A 19,853-nucleotide genomic window follows, 5' to 3' on the forward strand; every position below is an offset into this window, starting at 1 on the left:
CGGCGCGCTCTATGAAATCAGCGGAACGCCGCGACCTGCGGTGAACGTGACAATCAGCTCGTTCGCCGCGAGGCCAGCGCCGACGCGCGGATCGCCTTCGTACGCTTCGCCGCATGATGCTCAGGCCGTGCCGCGATCCGCTTGTGCTTCTTCGTCTCCGCCGCTGCCACCTTCACGGCCGGCGCGCGATGCTTGGCATATTCCTCGCCGTCGACCGGGCCGACATGCGGCGGGTCGTGATCGAGATAGGGCCGGCCGATGCCGAACGTCTTGCCGTTGGCATCGACCCATTTCCACAGCGCCTCGGTCGCCACCCAGCGCTGTGCGCGCGTCGCGCCGTTGACGCTGACGATGTCGGCCGCGAGTCCGTGGCCGTAGCCGCCGCGCAGGCTGCCGCCGTGATAGGAGCGGTTGCTGGCGGCCTTCAGGCCGCTCGCGATCTCCTGCCGGTAGTCGTCGCGGAAGCCGCTGGTGATGCCGGGCGCGAGCCCTGCGGCCTCGGCGGCATGCAAGGTGTGGAACAGCTTCAGCTTGAAGCCGCGGTCCATGCCGCCGATCACATACTCCATCATGCTGCGGCCGATGCGCTCGGCCGCCTTCGGATCCTTCCAGGTGAAGTCGTTGTCGACGAGCTTGGTGAAGCTGCGCGTCACCTTCACCATGCGTCCCTTGCGCTTGACCGTGACGACGCGGCGCTCGGTCTCGCGGATCTTGTCGAGCTTCGGCGCGCGCTCGTACAGCGCCCACAGATAGCGATCGATGCAGGCATCGATGTCGGGGCACTCGTCGAGGATCTCGATGCGGTCGGCGCTGGCGACAGTGGGCCGGGGCGGTTCGGTCGCCGCGCCGGGCGCGGCCTGTTCGTCCGCCGGCAGGACAGCCGATGGAGTGATCGACGCGGTCGTCAGCGCAGTCTCGGCTGCGGTCGGCTGCGGCGACGTCGCGATCGGCTCCGCGGCGACGGGCGGCGTCGCTGCCTCGATCTCGGCGGCGGCCGCGGGCCATGCCGCCGCACAAGCTACCAGGACAACGGACCGACACAACGCACGCGCCAAAAGCTGCTGCGAGCTCATCATCCGGCCTCCCCAAAATCCGAGCCCCTGCTGGTGAGGGGCGGTCAGGCATCCGAGACCTGCGATTGTTCGGCGCAAGACGGCCCGGCGCAATAACGCATCTCCGCGCCCGCGCAGCTTTTGCGAGAACTGTGGCCTGCGTGCAACGATCGTGAGTTCCGTGTGTGGCGCGACTCGCTGCGAACGATCGTTCAGCGATGACAGGTGGCGGAGACCGCAGGGCCTTCGGCCGACGCTCGGTTGCCAACGCCAGCCGCGCCGCGTACTCTCTTGGAACTCGTTCGTGGAGCTGGCTACATGAGCACCATCGAGATCATCGTCGGTGGCACGAGGTTGATCCGGGACTACGCGCCCGAGGACTCGATCTGGTCGCTGCCCGAGGAAAAGCGCGAACGCAAGGCGCTGGCCGATGCGCAGCGCGATCTCGCCGTGGGGGCCGACCATCTGGCGCAGACGCCCTACGCCGTGCGCGGCTGAGCCGCCCGGTCAGCGCGAGCCGCGCCGCAGCAGCTTGCGCCCCGTCAGCATGGCGCGGGCGAGATTCTCGCGCTGCAGGCGGCTCACCAGCACGACGCCGGCGACATGCAGCACCACCAGCGGGATCAGGAGATATGACGTCACCTCGTGGGTGTCCTCGACCCACCAGATGCCGAAGAAGCGCACGGTCACCTGCATCGCGCCGGTCATCGCGGAGACGATGAGCAGAAGCAGCAGTGCGAGTTGCATCGCCGTGCCCGCGGGATTCAGCCCGAGATAGCGCCCGGTCTTGCCGCGCCGCAGATTCCACAGGTAGGCCGGCGTCGCGCGCAGCCGGGGCTTGAGACTGCGGAAGCGCGAATGGCGCGTACCCATGATGCCCCAGATCAGGCGAAAGGCGAGCAAGCCGAGGATCGCGTAGCCCGCGATCCGGTGCAGGCCGTCATGGACGTTCGGCGTCACCCAGGCGATGAGCACCAGCACGACCAGCATCCAGTGCCACAGCCGCAGCGGCAGGTCCCAGACCTGCACGGTGTCGGCGGTGTCCTGGCGTTTCAGGCTGGCTCGGGGGGCTGTGCCGTGCATGGCTCTCACGTCACGTCATCCAGCACGCTGGACGACACTTGCGCCAACTACTTGGCGATCGTGTGCTTCAGGCTGAGATCCTCCGGGCTGTAGAACAGCTCATACAGCTTGCCGCCCTTAACGCCGTAGACCTCGTAGCAGGAGCCTTCGACCTTCGAGCGGCGCACCTCGTAGCCCGCTTCCTTGGCCTTGGCTTCCGCCTCGGCGGCCGGCTTCCACTGGGCCTTGTCGAGCTTGGTGCAATCCTTGTAGCCGTCGGCCATGGCCGGCGAGATGGCGAAGCCGGCGAGTGCGGCACCGATCACGGCCGCGATGGTCAGTCTCATCAATCCCTCCAATGAGCAAATTCAAATACGATGCATCGTGGGATCAGTGGAGACGGCAACCGCCCCGATGTGTCAACGGAGCGGCGGCTGGAATCGCTCTTAGAGCTTTTCCAAGTTCGTGAGAGCGGCGATTTCGGCCGAGAATCGCAGACGGCGTGATGCGCGACGTTACGTCTCGCTCGTGCCGCTCGTCGCGACGCCGTGTCGTCTGGCGCCCGCTCTCGCCCTGTCCCGCTGGCGGGACAGGGCGAGATGCGAATGCCGGCGTCAGAATTCCAGGTTCGCACCCAGATAGAACGAACGTCCGGGGCCGGGAACGGCGGTGCCCCACATCGTCGCGGTGCCCGATACGCCGCCGCCGGTGGCCGCGACGGTGCCGGCCTCCTTGTTGAACGACATCGATGCGCCCTCGCCGATATAGGCGCCGCCGAGCGGCAGGTAGTAGAGCTTGTTGAACAGGTTCTCGACGCCGAAGCTGATGCGCAGCCTCTGCCAGGTGTAGTTGCTGCGCAGGTTCACCAGGCTGTAGCCCGGGGTCTTGAGCTCGTTGCGCGCGACGGAGACGTCGGACTTGCGGCCCACCATCACCAGCTCGAGGCCGCTGTCCCAGCCGTCGAGCCGGTGCGTGAGCGTCAGTCTGCCGTTGATCGGCATGATGTTGTAGAGACCGCTTCCGGTGTCGAGATTCCGGCCGTTGGTATAGCTCAGGACTCCCTTCAGGCCGAAATCGCCGATCGACGTCGTGCCCAGCGGCACTTTGCCGGACAGATCGAACCCGTACAGCCGCGCCTGCTGGTTCATGTATTTCATGATCACGAACTGGTTGGCGACGGCAGGCACGGCGGCGGTGTTGGTGGCGGCCTTCCACTGCACCGCATCGATGTAGTCGCGTACATGGGTGTAGTAGGGCGTGAGCCGGATCTCGGCCTCATGGTCGGCGCTGTGCCAGGCGCCGGTGAAGCTCACGGTATGGGCGACCTCGGGTCTCAGATTGGGGTTTCCGAGATAGCCGTTGCCGTCGCCGACGAAGTTGTTCATCTCCAGCGCCATGGTGTTGCGCGACCAGGAATAGCGCTCGTAGAGATTCGGCGAGCGGGTCTTCTGCATCGCGCCGAACTCGAAGGTGAGATGGGCGCTCGGCGTGTTTCGGAACAGCGCCGTCAGATCGACATTGTTGTCCTTTCGCGAGCGATCCATGGCGTTGAACGCCGCGCGGGAGCCGACCGAACTCGTCTCGTACATGCCGGACATGAACCCCGATGTCAGCGGCGTGGTGCTGGTGTTGTAGCCGACGACCGGTCCGGTGTCGGTCTCGACGCGTTCGAACCGCACGCCCAGCAGCGACAGCCAGGACGGGCTCCACTTCGCCTCCCACTCGCTGAACACGCCGGCCCGGTCGCGCTTGCCGCCGTTGATGTTCCAGAACGTCAGCGGCGCCATGCCGCCGATGCAGTTGCCGACGCCGCAATCGGGGGCCGGCGGCCACCAGTCGTCGAGACGGTAGGTCTGCAGGTCGACGCCGACGCGGACCACGTCGCGGGGCGACAGCGTGATGTCGGCCTTGGAGGTCAGGCCGTTGGTCTTGGTGCGCGTATACATCGGCATGCCGTTGACCGGATAGCGCGCACCCGTCGTGTTCGGCGGGCTCAGCGTGCCATACGAGAACAGCCGATCACCGCCGAAGTTCATGTAGTGATCGACGGACTGGTGATAGAGGCGGGTGTCCAGATCGCCCCAGTCGAACCGGCCGAGATGGTGCAGGTTGAAGCTGTAGGCATCGTTGCCCAGCATGTCCATGCGCTGGTTCGGGTAGAGCTGATAGGGCACCTCCTGCACTCCCGCCTTCAGCTCGATGAGCTGGCCGTCCTTGCTCCAGGCGATGCCCATCAGATGATTCCTGGTCTCGTAGGCGGATGAGCCGACCTGATCGAGGGGAAGCACCGGCGTGATGGAGCTCCTCAGGGTGAAGTTCTTGAAGTTGCCGCCGGCCGTATAGTTGTCGGCCTTGACCGCAGCGCCGCTGTAGCTGACGCTGTAGTTCTCGGTGGCCATGGTGGCCGACAGGTTGACGCCGCGCACGTTGCCGTTGCTGCGGTAGAAGGTGCCGACGCTGCCTTTGGTCAGCAGGCTCTGCCCCGGCGCCGCGAACAGAGCCGCCGGCGAGCTGACGGCGACGGTGCCGCCGATCGAATCGCCGCCGACGCTCACGGGCGTGATGCCCGCCCAGACCTTGGCCGCGGCGACCTGGGCCGGATCGATGTAGGACAGCGCCGGATTCATGTGATTGGGACATGAGGCGATGGTGTCCATGCCGTCGACCTTGACGCGCAGGCGGTCGTCGGCGAGGCCATGGATCGCCGGCAGGCTCGAGGCCCCGCCGGCCGAATAGAGGCTGACGCCGGGCACATCGGCAAACAGCGCAGCGGTGTCGTTCGTGATGGCGCGCTTCGCCAGGATGTCACCCGGCGCAACCGAAGTGGCGCCGGGAGGCGCGTCGACGGCGTCGGATGAGGCCGCCTGCGGCGGTGGCGCAACTGCCGGATTGGTCGCCGCCGCATGCGCGCCCCTGCGGCGGACTGTCGTTCGCGCGGCCGGGCGGGGCTTCGGGACAGCGACCGTCACCTGCGGCAGCGTGGCGGCGGAGCGAGCCTGCGATGGGTCCTGCGCGAGCACGGGACTCGAAAGGGCGAATGCCAGCAGCGCCGGCGATGTGAGCACGGTGGTTGAGCGGAGCAACCGCCGCCGGACGGGTGTCGAACAATGGTCCATGATGGATCTCGGAATAGGAATGGGAGAGGCGCCCGGCTGCGAGCGCGCCGTGGCCTCGTGAACATGTCGCGACGAGGCGGCTGCGGGCACGGCTGCGGCGACCGCCGGACGGCAGCCCACAGCGCGCGCGGACGAGACCGGCCGCATCGTGACGGGATGAGATGTCTGGAGTATCGGCCTAGAGGGCCGCCGGTGGTCCGCGAGCGACCGGCAGTTCGAGCGTAGGCCGAGGCGCCGCAACGAGGTCTGTCCGCTCGATCAGGATCGCCACGACCACCGGCATCGGCCGCGCCACGGCGGGGACGTGCGGGACAGTGACGCCGCGCCCGAGCGCACAGAACGGACAACTCGCGCATTGCTTGGCCGCAGTGCCGATGTCGTCCGACGTCGGACCGTCGACGGAGCTCTGACAGATGATGGCGACGGCATCGGGGGCCGCAACCGCAGCGCTCATCGCGGAGAGCGCCAGCGCGGACTGGAAGATCAGGGCCCATGCCGCAAACCAGACGAGAGCGCCGCCGAGCCGCGACAGCGCTGCGCGCCGCCGCGCCGAGCGCATGCGCGCCTCACGTCGTCCTGATGCGATGCCTTGTAGTTGACGCCCTTGACGAGCCACCGACTAACGCCCCCGTCCCTCGCAACTACCTACAGGAGCGGACATCCGGTTGGCAATGGACGACACGCGGCCGGCTCGACTCCCGTCGCAGTGGATCAATTCAGCCACAGTGAAGTGACTTCAACTCATTCGCGAGCGGCCGGTGCGACTGAAATGCGCGCGGGCCATTCTTGCGAGTCGAACTCAATCGCGGCGCGGTCTCGCGACGGATGACGGCCGGGCCTGGACGCCGTCAGCGACATCTGTCAAATGTATCTTCATGACCTTCCGCATTCGCATCGCAGGCGCTGCCGTCAGCAGCCGAATTACCGACCCGGCCTGATCCGTCGGGCCGGGCGCTTCCGCCTGCGAGAATTGCCTGTGAATGCTCTTGGCGCCCGAAGCGGCGCCGTATGCGAGGTCTGTATCCGTGTCTCCCAACCAACCGACGCTGCACCTCGTGTGCGGCAAGATCGCTGCCGGCAAATCGACGCTCACCGCGGAGCTCGGCCATCGCCCGGCCACCGTCGTGGTCGCCGAGGACGACTGGCTGTCGCGGCTCTATCCTGGCGAGCAGAGCAGCCTGGCGGACTACGTGCGCAATTCGTCACGGCTGCGCAGCGTGATGGGGCCGCACGTCATCGCGCTGTTGCGGGCCGGCGTTTCGGTCGTGCTCGACTTCCCCGCCAACACGCCGGCGAGCCGGGCCTGGATGCGCGGCCTGTTCGAAGCCGCGGGCGTGCCGCACCAGCTGCATCACCTCGACGTCCCCGACGAGGTCTGCAAGGCACGGCTGCGCGCGCGCAACGCAGAAGGCCGCCACGCCTTCACCGTGACCGACGAGGAGTTCGACCTGTTCACTTCATACTTCGTGGCGCCGACCCCGGAGGAAGGATTCGACGTGATCTTGCATCGGCCGTGACCTTGCGGCGGCGACTGGGACTGCTGTCGTCCCGCTGGCTTGTTGGCGGCAATCCTGGCGGTGCGCGTCGCCGCGCAACCTCAGCCGTGCCGCGGCGATCACCGCCTGGTCTCAGAAGATTGCGTCCAGCGCGCTTTCGGCAGCGGAGATGAGCTCGCGCACCTTTGCGCTTTCAGACAGTAGCGCGGCGAATGACGGGGCCGCGCCGATGTGCTGATCCAACTCATCCAAGGCGTTGCGCCACTGCTGCAACTCTTGCTGGAGGCGTTCGGTCTGGGGACGCAGGAGCGCCCGACAAGCCGCCACGGCGTGCTGTTCGACGAATCGCGAGGAATCGGGAGCAGGAAAATGAATGATGTCGGCCACGGTCTTCTCGTCAGCGCCTTCTTGTGAACGCCCGCATTCGATCGCTAATGGGGCGGCGGCCCGCCGGGCTCCGCCGCCCTGGTCGCGCGCAGCTAAGCCGCGGTCCGGGCGGCCAAGGCCTGAGCTTCGGCTGCGGCGCGGGCCATGCTGGACGACATCTCGTTCGTCACCGTGCTCTGCTCTTCCACCGCCGCCGCCGTCGAGGTGACGTATTCGCTGACGCTGTTGATCGCCTGCTTGATCGAGTTGAGCGCCGTCACGACGTCGCCCGAGATGCCGTTGAGGTTCTCGATTTCCTGGGCGATCTTGTCGGTGGCCTGCTTGGCCTGGTTGGCGAGGTTCTTGACCTCGGCGGCGACGACCGCAAAGCCACGCCCGGCTTCGCCGGCGCGGGCGGATTCGATGGTGGCGTTGAGCGCGAGCAGGTTGATCTGCCCGGTGATGTTGTTGATCATCTCGACGATGCCGCTCATCGCCTGCGTGGCTTCGGACAGCCGCTGCGCCTGGCCGTCGGCGGATGCTACCTGACCGACGGCGCCCATCGCCGTCTCGCGGGACTTGGTCATGGCTTCGGAAATCTCCCGCACAGACGCGTTCAACTCCTCGGAGCCCGCTGCGACGGATTCCATCATCGCACGGACGCGCTCGTTGCCTATGCGCACCAGCACCTGCCTGGTGACGTCGGTCGCATACTTCACGACCTTGAACGGCTTGCCGTTGAGATCGAGGATCGGATTGTACGAGGCCTGAATGTAGACCTCCTTGCCGCCCTTGCCGATGCGTTTGTATTCCGCCGCCTGATACTGCCCCCGGTTCAGGTCGGCCCAAAACTCGCGATAGGCGGCACCATCGCGCTCCGAAGGCTCCACGAACATGCTATGATGTTTGCCTTTGACCTCGGCCAGGGTGTAGCCGAGCACATGCAGGAAATTGTCATTGGCGGTGATGATCGTGCCGTCCATGTTGAACTCGATCACAGCCTGCGACTTGCCGATCGCATCGATCTGGCCGGCCAGATCCGCGTTCCTGAGCTTCTGCGCGGTGACGTCGGTCGCGAACTTGACCACGCCGAACGGCTTGCCGGCGGTATCGAGCATGGGATTGTAGGTGGCGAGAATCCAGACCTCCTTGCCTCCCTTGCCGATGCGCTTGTATTCGCCGCCTTGATATTCGCCGCGATTGAGGGCCGTCCAGAACTCGCGATACGCCGCGCTGTCGCGCTGTGACGGCTCGACGAACATGCTGTGATGCCGGCCCTGGATCTCGTCGAGCCGATAACCCAGAACGTCGCAAAAGTTCTGGTTCGCCGTCACGACCGTTCCGTCCAGCTTGAACTCGATCACGGCCTGGGCGCGATCGATGGCAGCGATCTTGGAGCCGTCCGCCATGCTGCGCAGCTTTTTCGCGGTAATGTCGGTCGCGAACTTCACCACCTTCACCGGTCGGCGGTTGCCGTCGAGAACCGGATTGTAGGACGCCTCGATCCAGACCTCGCCGCCGCCTTTGGTGATCCGCTTGAATTCTGCGGCCTGGAATTCGCCGCGGTTGAGAGCCGCCCAGAATTCGCGATAGGCCGCGCTGTCCCGCTCGGCCGGCGCCACGAACATGCTGTGATGCTTGCCCTGGATCTCATCCAGCCGGTATCCGAGCGTATCGAGGAAGTTCTTGTTTGCCGTGATGATCGTGCCGTCCATGTTGAACTCGATCACGGCCTGCGAGCGGCTGATCGCGTCGAGCATGGCCTGTGCGTCACCTTTGGCGTGTCTGCGGCCGAACATTCTCTTTCCTCTCTAGGTCTGCTCTGCCGGGGTTTCGGCACATGCACGTCTGTCGATTTCCAGGACCTTGGTTCGCTGGGGCCAAACGCCGCCGCGAGGCCCGACTCTGGTCCAGAGTGAGCGGATCGTAGTCGAATCGAATTATCCAAGTATTTGTCCGATCCCCGACAGATCGGCCGTATGCTGCCGCTCCGATGACCCCGATACCCATCGCATTTGGCCGCTTGGTACGCCGTTGTTCCGAGCGAGCCATTGGACGACCCGGCGCAGACCACGGCCAGCCCCGCGAGGCAGCATTCTGTCCGTAACAATACGGGGTGTTCGGTTATCACCGCGAAAATCGTACGCCCCCTCGCGCCGGGACGTTGTCCGAACTGTGGAACTGAATGAAATTCGTGCTTGCCACGTGTCCTAACGCACGGCCTTGTGCTCACGCGCCTGACGATTGCACAAGGGTTGACCAGGTGGTGATGCCGATCGGGCGGAGGAGCTGTTTGGGTCAAATCTCATATCTCGATCGATATCCGCTGTTTCGCTCGCGTGATCGCGAGTTCGCGCGCGATCGCTTGTTCAGCATCTACGCCGTCGATCGTTTCGACAGCTCCGACTCCAGCTTCGGCATCGAGGCCAATCTTGCGCGGCTCAGCACCGCGGGGCTGGCGTTCTGCTCATATGCGGGCGCGGCGTCGGTGTCGTTTCCGGAATCGACGATCTACAGACAGTTCTTCTCGATCCAGGGCACTGCCGGATACAGGACTGCGCGAGGCCACCAGGCGATCGTCGCCTGGAGTCCCCTGATATCCGGGGATTCAAGACTGGATCTCGAATTTCCTGCCGGCTACTGCCAACTGGTGGTCAGGGTCGAAAGCGCACCTTTGCACCAGCTGTTGAGAGCCATGATCGGCGATGACAGAGATACGAATCTGACCTTTGACGAAGGCCCAACCGATCCTGCTGTCATGGCTCTCGTCCGCCAGGACGTTTTCAGGCTTGCCGGTGAGTTGCAGATGTTCGGAGCGGACTACTCGCCGATAGCCATCGCAGAGCTCGAGCGGAGCTTGATGATCCGGCTCCTGCTTGCAAATCGGCACAGCTTTAGCAGCCGCCTGCTGAATGCGCCCCAGCGAGTCAACCGTATGGTTGTCGATACCGTCGAGTCCTATATCGAGGCACATTGGGACGAGCCTCTGGACCTTGAGAAGATCGCCGCGATCGCGGGGGTCAGCGTCCGGTCGATTTTCCGCGAGTTCTCGGAGTCGGGACGCGGATCACCCGGCCAGTTTGCCAAGCGCGTCCGACTTCAGCGGGCATCTGAACTTCTGCGACGGCCCGATGCCAACACAAGCGTCGTGTCGGTCGCCTTCAAATGCGGCTTTGGCAATCTGGGCCGCTTTGCCAGCGAGTACCGCCAGATGATGGGTGAGTTGCCCTCGGAGACGTTGCGGAACGCAAGGAAGACGTGAGCTTCCATGGGATCACGGACGCGCCTGCGCTACAATCGTATCGGACGTCGAGCGATGATATACGCGTTTGACAATGTGCATTGCGACGCTGGCCGTTTCATCGCGAGCCGCGCGATTCTCAAGCCGTGACGAATCCGATCCTCAACCGCCGATTCTGCCGGCCCTTGTTGTCGACCTTGAGAATGCGGATGCGCCGCGCTTGCGCCGTCGAGACCAGGTGCGTGCCGCCGCAGGCCTGGCGGTCGAGGCCGTCGATGTCGACGATGCGGATCAGGCCGTCGGCCTGGCGTGGCGGGGCGACCGACTTGGCGCGAAACAGGCCCGCGGTCGCCTGCGCGTCGTCATAGGGCATGTCGAAGGCACGCACCGGACGATCGTCCGAAATCGCGGCATTCACCGCATCCTCCACCGCGCGCAGCTGCTCCGGCGCCACCTTGGGCAGATCGAAATCGACGCTGAACTCGTCGGTCTCGGTCATGCGGACGCCGGTCAGCAGCGCGCCGTCGAACAGCGTGTAGACGGCGCTGTTGACGAGATGCGCCACCGTGTGCTGCTCGCTCATGCGCTGCCGGAACGCCGGATCGACGTGCAGCTCGATCGCCCCGTCCGGGATGGCGTCATCACCGATCAGGTGCCAGATGCCGTCGGCGGTCGGCTCGAACCCGGTGACGACGCGGACGATCCCGTTCCACGCGATCGTGCCGCGATCCGGCAACTGGCCGCCGCCGCCGGGATAGAACGGCGAGCGCGCCACCAGCACCGCGCCGGGGCGCGCGTCGAGCGCGGTGATGTCGAGATCCAGCACGTCGGGACGATCGACAGCGAAAGGGCGGGGCAGGAAGTCGGTCATGCAGAACGGCTCGCAATCGCATCGCCCGGATGAGCGGAGCAACATCCGGGTTCATCGAGACGGCGCGTGAGGCCCCGGATATGGCTGCGCTCATGCGGGCCACGAAGCTACGACGATACGCAGCATCGCCGCGCTGCGCAAATGGCCGTTCCTGTCTCGGCCGCAGCGCCGGGTCTCAACGGCATGCGGCCACCGTGAACCACGCCATGCGAAACGCGCCATCGCCGAGGCGCAGGCACACGGTGTCGCCCGGCTGCAACCTTTCGTACAGCGCCTGCGCAACATGTGCATCGGTGGCTCTCGCGAACGGGCCCCACGGCTCGAGCGTCACCTGATGCGTGGCGAGCCGGCTGTGGCCGAGATGCTTGGCGAGCACACGGCTGCGCAGCAGCGCCGGCGCCGAGCGGTCGAGTGCGGTGTTGAACTGGCCAAGCGTCCCGAACGCATAGGCGGCGACGAACAGAGCGGCGAGCAGCAACCGCCAGCCGCGGCGGCGGAGCTGGGTTTCGAACCGCGCCGCGACGATGAGGAAAATGATCGCGACCGCGGTCGCGAAGGCCGTCAGCGGCAGCCAGTCGACGAGGTTGATGTCCGACAGCGTGCGCGCGGCGAGCGTGCCGGCCGCCACGATGCAACCGGTGCCGAGATTGGCGCCGTAGCCGGAGCCGAGGCCGATGCGGAACCGCCCGGGAAAGCGCAAGGTGAGGATGAGCGCCAGCAGCGGGATGACGGTGACGACCGCGATCAGCTGGCCGGCCGGAAAGCTCGGGAAGAGCGACCAGGCTGCGAGCCCGATTGCGAACAGCGAAAAGCCCAGGGCGATGCGCTGCGACGGCGCGCCAATGCCGTCCCGGCTGTCGCTGTCGCCGGGCCTGTCGTCGCGCGGGTGGGGAGCGTTCATCACCGGATCCGTATCGAGGGTGTTTCCCGCTGATAGCGGAGGAGGGTTGACCGACGACGAATGCGCCGGCGATTTGACAGCGACGAGCCGGGTTGCGACTGTCCGCAGCCAGAGCAAGAAAGCCGCACCAGGAAACGCCAGGAACACCTCATGTCAACAGAGCATGTCGACGTGCTGATCGTCGGCGCCGGGCTGTCCGGCATCGCCGCCGCCTATCATCTGCAGCACAAGTGCCCGGGCAAGCGCTTCGCGATCCTGGAGGGGCGAGGCGCGATCGGCGGCACATGGGACCTGTTCCGCTATCCCGGCATCCGCTCCGACAGCGACATGTACACGCTCGGCTATTCGTTCAAGCCGTGGACCGATCCGAAGGCGATCGCCGACGGGCCGCAGATCCTGAAATACGTCCAGGACACCGCGACCGAGAACGGCATCGACCGCCACATCCGGTTCAACCATCGGGTCCGGCGCGCGTCGTGGTCGAGCGCGGACGCACGCTGGACCGTCGAGGCCGAGCGCCGGACGGAGCAGGGCACGGTCGAGACCGTGCGGATGACCTGCGGCTTCCTGTTCATGTGCTCCGGCTACTACCGCTACGAGTCGGGCTATCTGCCGGACTTCAAGGGCATGGCCGATTTCAAGGGCCGCATCGTGCATCCGCAAGCCTGGCCTGAGGATCTCGACTATGCCGGCAAGCGCGTCGTCGTGATCGGCTCCGGCGCGACCGCGGTCACATTGGTGCCGGCGATGGCCAAGTCCGCCGCGCATGTGACGATGCTGCAGCGCTCACCGACCTATGTGGTGTCGCGCCCGGCGCAGGACGCGCTCGCCAACAAGCTGCGCCGGCATCTGCCCGCTGGCCTCGCCTATCACCTGATCCGCTGGCGCAACGTGCTGTTCGGGATGTATTTCTTCCAGCTCAGCCGGCGCAAGCCGCAGCGGGTCAAGCAGCTGATCCTGGGAGGGGTGCGCGCCGCGCTGGGCCCCGATTACGACGTCGCCACCCATTTCACGCCGCGCTACAACCCGTGGGACCAGCGGTTGTGCCTGGTGCCGGATGGCGACCTGTTCAAGACCATTCGCGAGCAGCGCGCCTCGGTGGTGACGGCCGGGATCGAGACCTTCACCGAGCGCGGCTTGCGCCTTACCGACGGCCGCGAAATCGAGGCCGATATCGTGGTCACCGCGACCGGGCTGGTGCTGCAGGTGCTCGGCGGCATCGAGGTCGTCGTGGATGGCCGCACTGTCGATTTCGCCAAGACGCTCAACTACAAGGGCATGATGTATTCCGACGTGCCGAATCTGGCGGCGACGCTCGGTTACACCAACGCGTCGTGGACGCTGAAATGCGATCTCACCTGCGAATATGTCTGCCGGCTCCTGAACTACATGGACCGGCACGGCTATCGCCAATGCGTGCCGCACAATGACGATTCCACCGTTACGCCGCTGCCGTCGCTGAGCTTCAGCTCCGGCTATGTGCAGCGCGCGGTCGCCGACCTGCCGAAACAGGGCTCCAAGCGGCCGTGGCGGCTGTACCAGAACTACGCGCTGGATATCGTCTCGCTGCGCTTCGGCAAGGTCGACGACGGCGTGATGCGGTATTCGTGAGGGCAGGGGGCACGAGCGGCGCTCGCCTCTATGACGTCAGCTTGGGGCGGCTCTCTCCACATCGTCATGGCCGGGCTGGATCCGGCCATCGATGTCGTTGGGCTTGGAAGAACGCGGATGCCCGGAACCGGTCCGGGGCATGACGGGTAAGCAACCAGCAGTTTTGCTTGGGCTTACCGCTCCGCCGCCCCCTCCCGCAGCGGCGCGCGGCTGAGATCGTTGCCGGCGGCGATCGCCTTCTGCATGAGGCGGACCAACTCCTTCGCCTCGGCCTCGCTGAGGCCGCGCACCATCAGCCGCTGCGCTGCCTCGACCGCCGGCGTGATCGCCTCCAGCGTCCTTCTCCCCTCATCGGTGATCAACAGCTCCCGTGACCGGCGGTCGCGCGCGCTCGCACGGCGGACGACGAGGCCCTTCTGTGCGAGCCGGTCGATCACTCCGGTGATCGTGGTGCGGTCATAGGCGATCAGGCCAGCGAGCGTGATCTGGTCGATGGCCGGGTTGGCCGCGATCGCCGCCAGCGCCGCATATTGCACCGGCGTCAGGTCGAAGCCGGCCGCTTCCACCTCCGCCAGGAACACCGCCACGGCGATCTGCTGAAACCGGCGCGCCAGGTGCCCCGGCATGTCCCGCATCTCGGTCAATTCGAATCTCCTGTCACCAGCTTGACAAGCATACTGATGATCAGCATACTGATCAATAAGAATGGCGAGGGAGGGTGGTCACGTGCAGTTTCATCTCAACGGCTTCCAGCCGGGCGATCCCGAGATCTTCGACGCGGCCGAACGTGTCGCGAGCGCCGGCGCGACCGGCCCGCTGCCGCCCGAGGCCGATGTCCTCATCGTCGGCTGTGGCCCCGCCGGGTTGAACCTCGCTGCCCAGCTTTCCGCTTTTCCGGACATCAGGACCTGCATCGTCGAGCAGAAGCCGGGCCGGCTGCTGCTCGGCCAGGCCGACGGCATCGCCTGCCGCACCATGGAGATGTTCCAGGCCTATGGTTTTGCCGAGAAAGTGCTGAGGGAAGCGTGCTGGATCAACGAGACCACGTTCTGGAAGCCGAGCGACCAAGACAGCAAGCATATCGCGCGCAGCGGTCGCGTGCAGGACGTCGAGGACGGCCTGTCGGAGATGCCGCATGTCGTGCTCAACCAGGCTCGGGTCCACGATTTCTTCCTGGACGTGATGCGCCGTTCGGCCGCGAAGCTCGAGCCGCACTACGCGCGGCGACTGCGTGATCTGCGGATCGATCCGGCCGCGGGCATCGACGCGCACGGCGTGACAGTCAGCTTCGATCGCATTGATCCGGAGCATGAAGGCCAGGTGGAGACGGTGCGCGCGCGCTACGTCGTCGGCTGTGATGGCGCGCGCAGCGTCGTGCGCAAGGCGATCGGCCGCGAGCTGCACGGGGATTCCGCCAACCACGCCTGGGGCGTCATGGACGTGCTCGCCGTGACCGACTTTCCCGACATCCGCTTCAAGTCGCTGATCCAGTCCGCCAAGGACGGCAGCCTGCTGGTGATCCCGCGCGAGGGCGGCTATCTCGTCCGGCTGTATGTCGAGCTCGCCAAGCTCGAGGTCGGCGAGCGCGTGGCCGGGCGCAACATCACCGTCGACGAGGTGATCGCCAAGGCGCAGCGCATTCTCGCGCCCTATACGCTTGAGGTGAAGGAGGTCGCGTGGTGGTCGGTCTACGAGATCGGCCAGCGCATCACCGACAAGTTCGACGACGTGCCGGAGGCCGAGGTCGCAACGCGGCTGCCGCGCGTCTTCATCGCCGGTGACGCCTGCCACACCCACAGCCCGAAGGCGGGGCAGGGCATGAACGTGTCGATGCAGGACACGTTCAATCTCGGCTGGAAGCTCGCCGCCGTGCTGGGCAGGCGTTGCGCGCCGCAGCTCCTGCACAGCTATTCGGCCGAACGGCGGGCCATCGCCCAGGAGCTGATCGATTTCGATCGCGAATGGTCGGGAATTCTTGCCTCCGCCGCCAAGCAGGGCGGCGCCGATGCGGCCAGGACGCAGGACTATTTCGTCCGTCACGGCCGCTACACGGCGGGCACCGCCACGCACTATCGGCCCTCCGTCCTCACCGGCGACGACACTTTCCAGCCGCTCGCCACCGGCTTCGTCATCGGCAAGCGCTTTCACTCGGCGCCGGTCATCCGGCTCGGCGACGCCAAGCCGGCGCAGCTCGGACATGTCGTGCAAGCCGACGGCCGCTTCCGCATCTTCGCTTTCGCGGCCGCGGAGGATCCGGCCGCGCCGGGGTCCGCGATCCGCCGCCTGTGCACATTCCTCAGCGAGGATTCGGCCTCGCCCGTGCGCCGCCACACCCAGGTGGGCGCCGACATCGACTCCGTGATCGATCTGCGCGCGGTGTTCCAGCAGGGGCATCGCGAACTCGCGCTCGAACGAATGCCGGAGCTGCTGCTGCCGCGGAAGGGCCGTTACGGTCTTATCGACTACGAGAAGATGTTCTGTGCCGATCTGAAGAGCGGCCAGGACATCTTTGCGATGCGCGGCATCGATCGCGCCGCGGGCTGCATCGTGATCGTGCGGCCCGATCAGTATGTCGCCGACGTCCTGCCGCTCGACGACGTCGGGAGGCTGTCGGCGTATTTCGATCGTGTGCTGCTGCCGGTTCGCTGAGGGATGCAGAGGGTAAACGAAACCCAAATCCGGTCGCCGGATTTCCGGGCTTGGCGCTAGCCAGATCCCAAGGTTTCCTCGCTACAAACGAGGTCTCCGGATTGGACGATTGAGTGGGTGAGACGTCGAAATGTTGATGTTGGCGAACCGTCGCAAGAGTGAACGTCGGCTGTGCAGGAGGATCGCGAAGATTCACTATGGCAACGGCAGCCTGCCGCGGGACTGCACGGTCACGGATATTTCCGACGGCGGCGTCAAGGTGATCGCCGAATTCGTCGAGATTCCCCCGCAGTTCACCATCGTCTTCGCGCCCGACCACCAGCGCAAGTGCCGGCTGGCCTGGCGCATCGGCTGCGAGTTCGGCGCCGAATTCATCGATTGAGCGGGCCGGCCGCGCCCGCTTAACGGGACCTTAGGGTTAATCTGCCAGCGTGCAGATCATCTGGTCCCGAAGTAGTTCAGTTGCATGCGTACGCGGCCCCTTCGCTCTCTCCCTCTGCTCCGGCCGGCCGCGTTCGCGCTGTCGTTCACGGCCGTGCTGCTCGGTCTCGGCGCCTGCCAGACCACCGATCTCAGCGAGGTCACGGGGGCACTGGGCGGCAATCCCGAAAAGAGCCGCGCGGCCGCCGCCGACCCGCGCGCCGAGATCGACCAGCTCCGCGAGCGCTTCCGCGCCAATCCCAACGATCCCGAGGTGGCGCTGCGCTATGGCAGCGCCCTGCGCGGCACCGGCCAGCGCTCGCAGGCGGTCGCCGTGCTCGAGCAGGCGACGATCGCCAATCCCGGCAACAAGGCGCTGCTGGCGGCCTTTGGCCGCGCGCTTGCCGACAACGGCAATTTCCAGCAGGCGTTCGACGTGCTCAGCCGCGCGCATTCGCCCGAGGATCCCGACTGGCGCATCCTGTCGGCGCAGGGCGCCACGCTCGACCAGATGGGGCGCAACGAGGAGGCCCGGCAATACTACATGACGGCGCTGAAGATCGCCCCTGACGATCCTTCCGTGCTGTCCAATCTCGGTCTCTCCTATGCGCTCTCGAACGAACTGCCGAAGGCCGAGGAGCAGTTGCGCAAGGCCAGCGCACACCCCGACGCCAGCCCGCGGGTCCGGACCAATCTCGCCGTCATCGTCGGCCTGCAGGGCCGGATGAGCGAGGCCGAGAGCATCGCGCGTTCGGGGCTGCCGCCGGAGCAGGCCAGCGCCAGCGTCGCCTATGTCAAGCGCATCTTGGAGCGCCGCAAGATCGCGCAGCGCGAGCTGTCGCCGCGCCGCGACCGTCCGGTGGCCGGCGAGCCCGACAAGGCGCTGGCGCGGGCACTCAGCCGGTCCGACGACTAGAGCATGATCCGGAAAGGTTGAAACCGGTTTTCCCTCGTGACAAACGCCAAAGGCGTTTGCGCGGAGATCATGCTCAAACAAGGAGATGAGATCATGATGCGAGTCCCTGGAATCGCATCATGATCTCAGGCGCTATTTCGCGCCGAGCAGTTTCGCGATCGGCGCCAGCAGCGAGCCGCGCTGCGGCTTGTGGTCGATCCGGCCGGTGAGCCGGTTCGCGATGTCCTGGAACAGTTTTGGCGTGCGGCTCAGCCCCGATATCTCCGCGATCATCTGGCCGTTGTTGGCGGCGGTGCCGAACAGCTTGCAGTCGAACGGGATGACCGCGACCGGCTCGGCCTCGACGGTCTTGGCGAAGCGCTTCAGGTCGATCTCCGGCCGCTTGGGCATGCCGACCTGGTTCAGGCAGTACAGCGGCGGCCGGTCGTTGGGACGCGAGGCCTTGAGCACGCCGAGCAGGTTCTTGGCGTTGCGCAGGTTCGCCAGATCGGGCTCGGCGACCACCAGGATGTCGTCGGCATTGATCAGCGCATGCCGCGTCCAGGCCGACCATTGGTGCGGCACGTCGAGCACGATGCATTGCTGGGTCATGCGCAGGGTGTCGAAGATCGCGTCGAACGCGTCGGCGCCGAAATCATAGACGCGGTCGAGCGTCGCGGGCGCGGCGAGCAGGTTGAGATTTTCGGTGCATTTGGCGAGCAGGCGCTCCATCAGCGCCGTATCCGGCCGGTCCGGCTGGAACACGGCGTTGGCGATGCCCTGCAGCGGATCCTGGTTGTAGTCCAGCCCCGCGGTGCCGAACGCCATGTCGAGATCGATCACGACCGAATCCAGCGTCAGGTCGCGCGCCATGCTCCAGGCGACGTTGTGGGCGACGGTGGAGGCGCCGACGCCGCCCTTGGCGCCGACCACGGCGATGATGCGGCCGGTGATGACGGCCTCTGAGGCCGAGAACAGGCTGCAGACCGAGCGGATCACGTCGATGGTCTCGATCGGGCCGAGCACGTAGTCGTTGACGCCGCGCCGGACCAGCTCGCGATAGGCGACGCCGTCGGACGGGCTGCCGATCAGCACCACGCGGGTGCCGGGATCGCAGACGCTGGCGAGATCGTCGAGGCCGCCGAGAATGTCGCCGCCGGGCCTGGTCTCGATCACGATGACGTTCGGCGTCGGCTGCGAATGATAGGTCTCGATGGCGCGCGGCATGCCGCCCGCCTTGATCGTGATGTGCGCCTTGCCGAGCCGGCGGTCCTGGCTCGCGGCGAGGATCGCGGCCGAGGTCTGGTCGGTTTCGCAGAATGCCTGCACCGAGACGCGCGGGACCGGCGCGATGTGATCGTCGAGGGCCGGGCCGGTGGGGCCGGGCTGCTCATCCTGGCTCTGACGGGACGCGTTGATCATTTGCCTGTATCGCTGAGCTTGGCCTTGTCGGACTCCGGATACGCCACCGCCGTCGACTCGCCCTTGCGGTACTTCTCGAACAGGGCGGAGCGGCGCGGCGTGTAGGCGGCCATCTCCGAGCGCGGCTGCTCGAGATCGGCCGGGTTGTCGATCATCGCAGCGAGGTTGCGCTGCGTGGCGCAGCCGAAATTCTGATAGTGCTGGTTGCTGCTGTAGCCGGGATTGCTGATGTTCGGCCCGAGGTCGTCGGGCCACAGCCCGCAGGGACCGGCGACGGCGGCGATCTTCGGATAGCTCAGCCGGATGACGGCGAGCTGCCGCGGATCGTCGGGCATGGTGTTGCGCAGGGTGATCGCGTGCGAGGGAACGCCGCCGGCGGTCAGCACGGCGCGGATCTCGCGGTAGGCGTCGGCCGCGGCGCGCGCATTCGACGTGCCCGTCGGCACCTCCGCCATGATCCCGCCGGTGCCTTCGCGCAGCCATGAGCGCGCGAGCCCCGCGACATCCACGCGCTGCTGGTAGGTCAGGCCGCCGCGGCCGCTGCCGATGAAGACGACGGTCGACTGCCGGCCTTCCTCGATCGCGATCGGATGGCGGATCTTGTAGTCGTCCGGGATCGTCGCGACGACCTCACCGGTGGTGGTGTTGCAGGCGCCGAGCGTGAGCGCCAGCCCCGCGATGGCGACGATCCGGCGCAGCGCGCGCCTGCCGTCTGGTATGGATGTTGCCGACATGATCGTTCCCCCGTGCC

19 protein-coding genes are annotated in these 19,853 nt (G+C 66.2%); 7 read left to right on the plus strand and 12 right to left on the minus strand.

The genetic code is table 11. The features are described 5' to 3' along the window. Nucleotides 1-53 precede the first annotated feature (53 nt). Entirely contained in the window at nt 54-1,076 is a 1,023-nt protein-coding gene (locus QW861_RS08365; RefSeq protein WP_315712887.1) for a hypothetical protein, read from the minus strand. Nucleotides 1,077-1,370: 294 nt separating this feature from the next. On the opposite strand from QW861_RS08365, the gene QW861_RS08370 reads away from it, so the two are divergent. Next, on the plus strand, nt 1,371-1,550 hold the full coding sequence (locus tag QW861_RS08370; RefSeq protein ID WP_315712886.1) for a hypothetical protein: 180 nt from the start codon (nt 1,371-1,373) through the stop codon (nt 1,548-1,550). A 9-nt stretch (nt 1,551-1,559) separates the two neighbouring features. On the opposite strand, the gene QW861_RS08375 is transcribed toward QW861_RS08370, so the two are convergent. From QW861_RS08375 to QW861_RS08390, 4 genes are all read right to left on the minus strand, one after another. Further along, entirely contained in the window at nt 1,560-2,135 is a 576-nt protein-coding gene (locus QW861_RS08375) for a cytochrome b/b6 domain-containing protein (protein ID WP_316192905.1), read from the minus strand. A gap of 47 nt (nt 2,136-2,182) precedes the next feature. Further along, nucleotides 2,183-2,461, minus strand: coding sequence for a PepSY domain-containing protein (locus QW861_RS08380; RefSeq protein ID WP_316173051.1), 279 nt, complete (start codon nt 2,459-2,461; stop codon nt 2,183-2,185). Between the two features lie 267 nt (nt 2,462-2,728). Next, the gene (locus QW861_RS08385) at nt 2,729-5,230 is read right to left on the minus strand and encodes a TonB-dependent receptor (protein ID WP_316192906.1); all 2,502 of its coding nucleotides are present in this window, start codon (nt 5,228-5,230) and stop codon (nt 2,729-2,731) included. Nucleotides 5,231-5,408: 178 nt separating this feature from the next. Next, the gene (locus QW861_RS08390) at nt 5,409-5,789 is read right to left on the minus strand and encodes a hypothetical protein (RefSeq protein WP_315768748.1); all 381 of its coding nucleotides are present in this window, start codon (nt 5,787-5,789) and stop codon (nt 5,409-5,411) included. A gap of 466 nt (nt 5,790-6,255) precedes the next feature. Here QW861_RS08390 and QW861_RS08395 point away from each other — a divergent pair, with 466 nt between their 5' ends. Continuing rightward, nucleotides 6,256-6,747 carry an ATP-binding protein gene (locus QW861_RS08395; RefSeq protein ID WP_316192907.1) on the plus strand — a complete coding sequence of 164 codons (492 nt, stop codon included), beginning with the start codon at nt 6,256-6,258 and terminating at the stop codon, nt 6,745-6,747. Between the two features lie 111 nt (nt 6,748-6,858). Here the strand turns inward: QW861_RS08395 and QW861_RS08400 are convergent, their stop codons facing one another. After that, entirely contained in the window at nt 6,859-7,113 is a 255-nt protein-coding gene (locus tag QW861_RS08400; protein ID WP_315825097.1) for a hypothetical protein, read from the minus strand. A gap of 92 nt (nt 7,114-7,205) precedes the next feature. Continuing rightward, a complete protein-coding gene (locus QW861_RS08405; RefSeq protein WP_315712876.1) occupies nt 7,206-8,891 on the minus strand; it encodes a PAS domain-containing methyl-accepting chemotaxis protein in 1,686 nt (561 codons plus the stop codon). Between the two features lie 494 nt (nt 8,892-9,385). Between QW861_RS08405 and QW861_RS08410 the strand changes: the two genes are divergently transcribed. Beyond that, nucleotides 9,386-10,354, plus strand: a complete 969-nt coding sequence (locus QW861_RS08410; protein WP_315729313.1) for an AraC family transcriptional regulator — start codon at nt 9,386-9,388, stop codon at nt 10,352-10,354. 118 nt (nt 10,355-10,472) lie between these two features. Here the strand turns inward: QW861_RS08410 and QW861_RS08415 are convergent, their stop codons facing one another. Together QW861_RS08415 and QW861_RS08420 are read right to left on the minus strand one after the other, a co-directional pair. Further along, nucleotides 10,473-11,204: an alanyl-tRNA editing protein gene (locus QW861_RS08415; protein WP_315712875.1), complete on the minus strand. Its 732-nt coding sequence runs from the start codon at nt 11,202-11,204 to the stop codon at nt 10,473-10,475. A gap of 175 nt (nt 11,205-11,379) precedes the next feature. Continuing rightward, nucleotides 11,380-12,105: a hypothetical protein gene (locus QW861_RS08420; RefSeq protein WP_316192908.1), complete on the minus strand. Its 726-nt coding sequence runs from the start codon at nt 12,103-12,105 to the stop codon at nt 11,380-11,382. A 60-nt stretch (nt 12,106-12,165) separates the two neighbouring features. On the opposite strand from QW861_RS08420, the gene QW861_RS08425 reads away from it, so the two are divergent. Further along, on the plus strand, nt 12,166-13,716 hold the full coding sequence (locus QW861_RS08425) for a flavin-containing monooxygenase (protein WP_410052253.1): 1,551 nt from the start codon (nt 12,166-12,168) through the stop codon (nt 13,714-13,716). A gap of 173 nt (nt 13,717-13,889) precedes the next feature. Here QW861_RS08425 and QW861_RS08430 read toward each other — a convergent pair whose 3' ends face one another. Then, nucleotides 13,890-14,342, minus strand: coding sequence for a MarR family winged helix-turn-helix transcriptional regulator (locus tag QW861_RS08430; RefSeq protein ID WP_315825457.1), 453 nt, complete (start codon nt 14,340-14,342; stop codon nt 13,890-13,892). A gap of 100 nt (nt 14,343-14,442) precedes the next feature. Here QW861_RS08430 and QW861_RS08435 point away from each other — a divergent pair, with 100 nt between their 5' ends. The 3 genes from QW861_RS08435 to QW861_RS08445 all read left to right on the plus strand — a co-directional run bounded on the left by QW861_RS08435 (nt 14,443) and on the right by QW861_RS08445 (nt 17,701). Then, a complete protein-coding gene (locus tag QW861_RS08435; protein ID WP_316192909.1) occupies nt 14,443-16,365 on the plus strand; it encodes an FAD-binding monooxygenase in 1,923 nt (640 codons plus the stop codon). Nucleotides 16,366-16,501: 136 nt separating this feature from the next. After that, entirely contained in the window at nt 16,502-16,747 is a 246-nt protein-coding gene (locus QW861_RS08440; RefSeq protein WP_315712872.1) for a PilZ domain-containing protein, read from the plus strand. 84 nt (nt 16,748-16,831) lie between these two features. Further along, the gene (locus tag QW861_RS08445) at nt 16,832-17,701 is read left to right on the plus strand and encodes a tetratricopeptide repeat protein (RefSeq protein WP_315712870.1); all 870 of its coding nucleotides are present in this window, start codon (nt 16,832-16,834) and stop codon (nt 17,699-17,701) included. Nucleotides 17,702-17,833: 132 nt separating this feature from the next. Here the strand turns inward: QW861_RS08445 and QW861_RS08450 are convergent, their stop codons facing one another. Continuing rightward, nucleotides 17,834-19,102, minus strand: coding sequence for a CpaE family protein (locus QW861_RS08450; RefSeq protein WP_316192910.1), 1,269 nt, complete (start codon nt 19,100-19,102; stop codon nt 17,834-17,836). Continuing rightward, entirely contained in the window at nt 19,099-19,836 is a 738-nt protein-coding gene (locus tag QW861_RS08455; protein ID WP_315753616.1) for a CpaD family pilus assembly protein, read from the minus strand. Before QW861_RS08455 ends, QW861_RS08450 begins: the two co-directional genes overlap by 4 nt. Nucleotides 19,837-19,853: the final 17 nt, after the last annotated feature.

The organism is Bradyrhizobium sp. SZCCHNRI1029, assembly GCF_032487555.1.
GTDB lineage: Bacteria > Pseudomonadota > Alphaproteobacteria > Rhizobiales > Xanthobacteraceae > Bradyrhizobium.

Coding starts and splice junctions, on each gene's coding strand:
- QW861_RS08450 (WP_316192910.1), bottom strand. CDS start 19,102: ATGATCAACGCGTCCCGTCAGAGCCAGGATGAGCAGCCCGGCCCCACC.
- QW861_RS08370 (WP_315712886.1), top strand. CDS start 1,371: ATGAGCACCATCGAGATCATCGTCGGTGGCACGAGGTTGATCCGGGAC.
- QW861_RS08445 (WP_315712870.1), top strand. CDS start 16,832: ATGCGTACGCGGCCCCTTCGCTCTCTCCCTCTGCTCCGGCCGGCCGCG.
- QW861_RS08415 (WP_315712875.1), bottom strand. CDS start 11,204: ATGACCGACTTCCTGCCCCGCCCTTTCGCTGTCGATCGTCCCGACGTG.
- QW861_RS08455 (WP_315753616.1), bottom strand. CDS start 19,836: ATGTCGGCAACATCCATACCAGACGGCAGGCGCGCGCTGCGCCGGATC.
- QW861_RS08390 (WP_315768748.1), bottom strand. CDS start 5,789: ATGCGCTCGGCGCGGCGGCGCGCAGCGCTGTCGCGGCTCGGCGGCGCT.
- QW861_RS08365 (WP_315712887.1), bottom strand. CDS start 1,076: ATGATGAGCTCGCAGCAGCTTTTGGCGCGTGCGTTGTGTCGGTCCGTT.
- QW861_RS08375 (WP_316192905.1), bottom strand. CDS start 2,135: ATGCACGGCACAGCCCCCCGAGCCAGCCTGAAACGCCAGGACACCGCC.
- QW861_RS08430 (WP_315825457.1), bottom strand. CDS start 14,342: ATGCCGGGGCACCTGGCGCGCCGGTTTCAGCAGATCGCCGTGGCGGTG.
- QW861_RS08385 (WP_316192906.1), bottom strand. CDS start 5,230: ATGGACCATTGTTCGACACCCGTCCGGCGGCGGTTGCTCCGCTCAACC.
- QW861_RS08380 (WP_316173051.1), bottom strand. CDS start 2,461: ATGAGACTGACCATCGCGGCCGTGATCGGTGCCGCACTCGCCGGCTTC.
- QW861_RS08425 (WP_410052253.1), top strand. CDS start 12,166: ATGCGCCGGCGATTTGACAGCGACGAGCCGGGTTGCGACTGTCCGCAG.
- QW861_RS08440 (WP_315712872.1), top strand. CDS start 16,502: ATGTTGGCGAACCGTCGCAAGAGTGAACGTCGGCTGTGCAGGAGGATC.
- QW861_RS08420 (WP_316192908.1), bottom strand. CDS start 12,105: ATGAACGCTCCCCACCCGCGCGACGACAGGCCCGGCGACAGCGACAGC.
- QW861_RS08405 (WP_315712876.1), bottom strand. CDS start 8,891: ATGTTCGGCCGCAGACACGCCAAAGGTGACGCACAGGCCATGCTCGAC.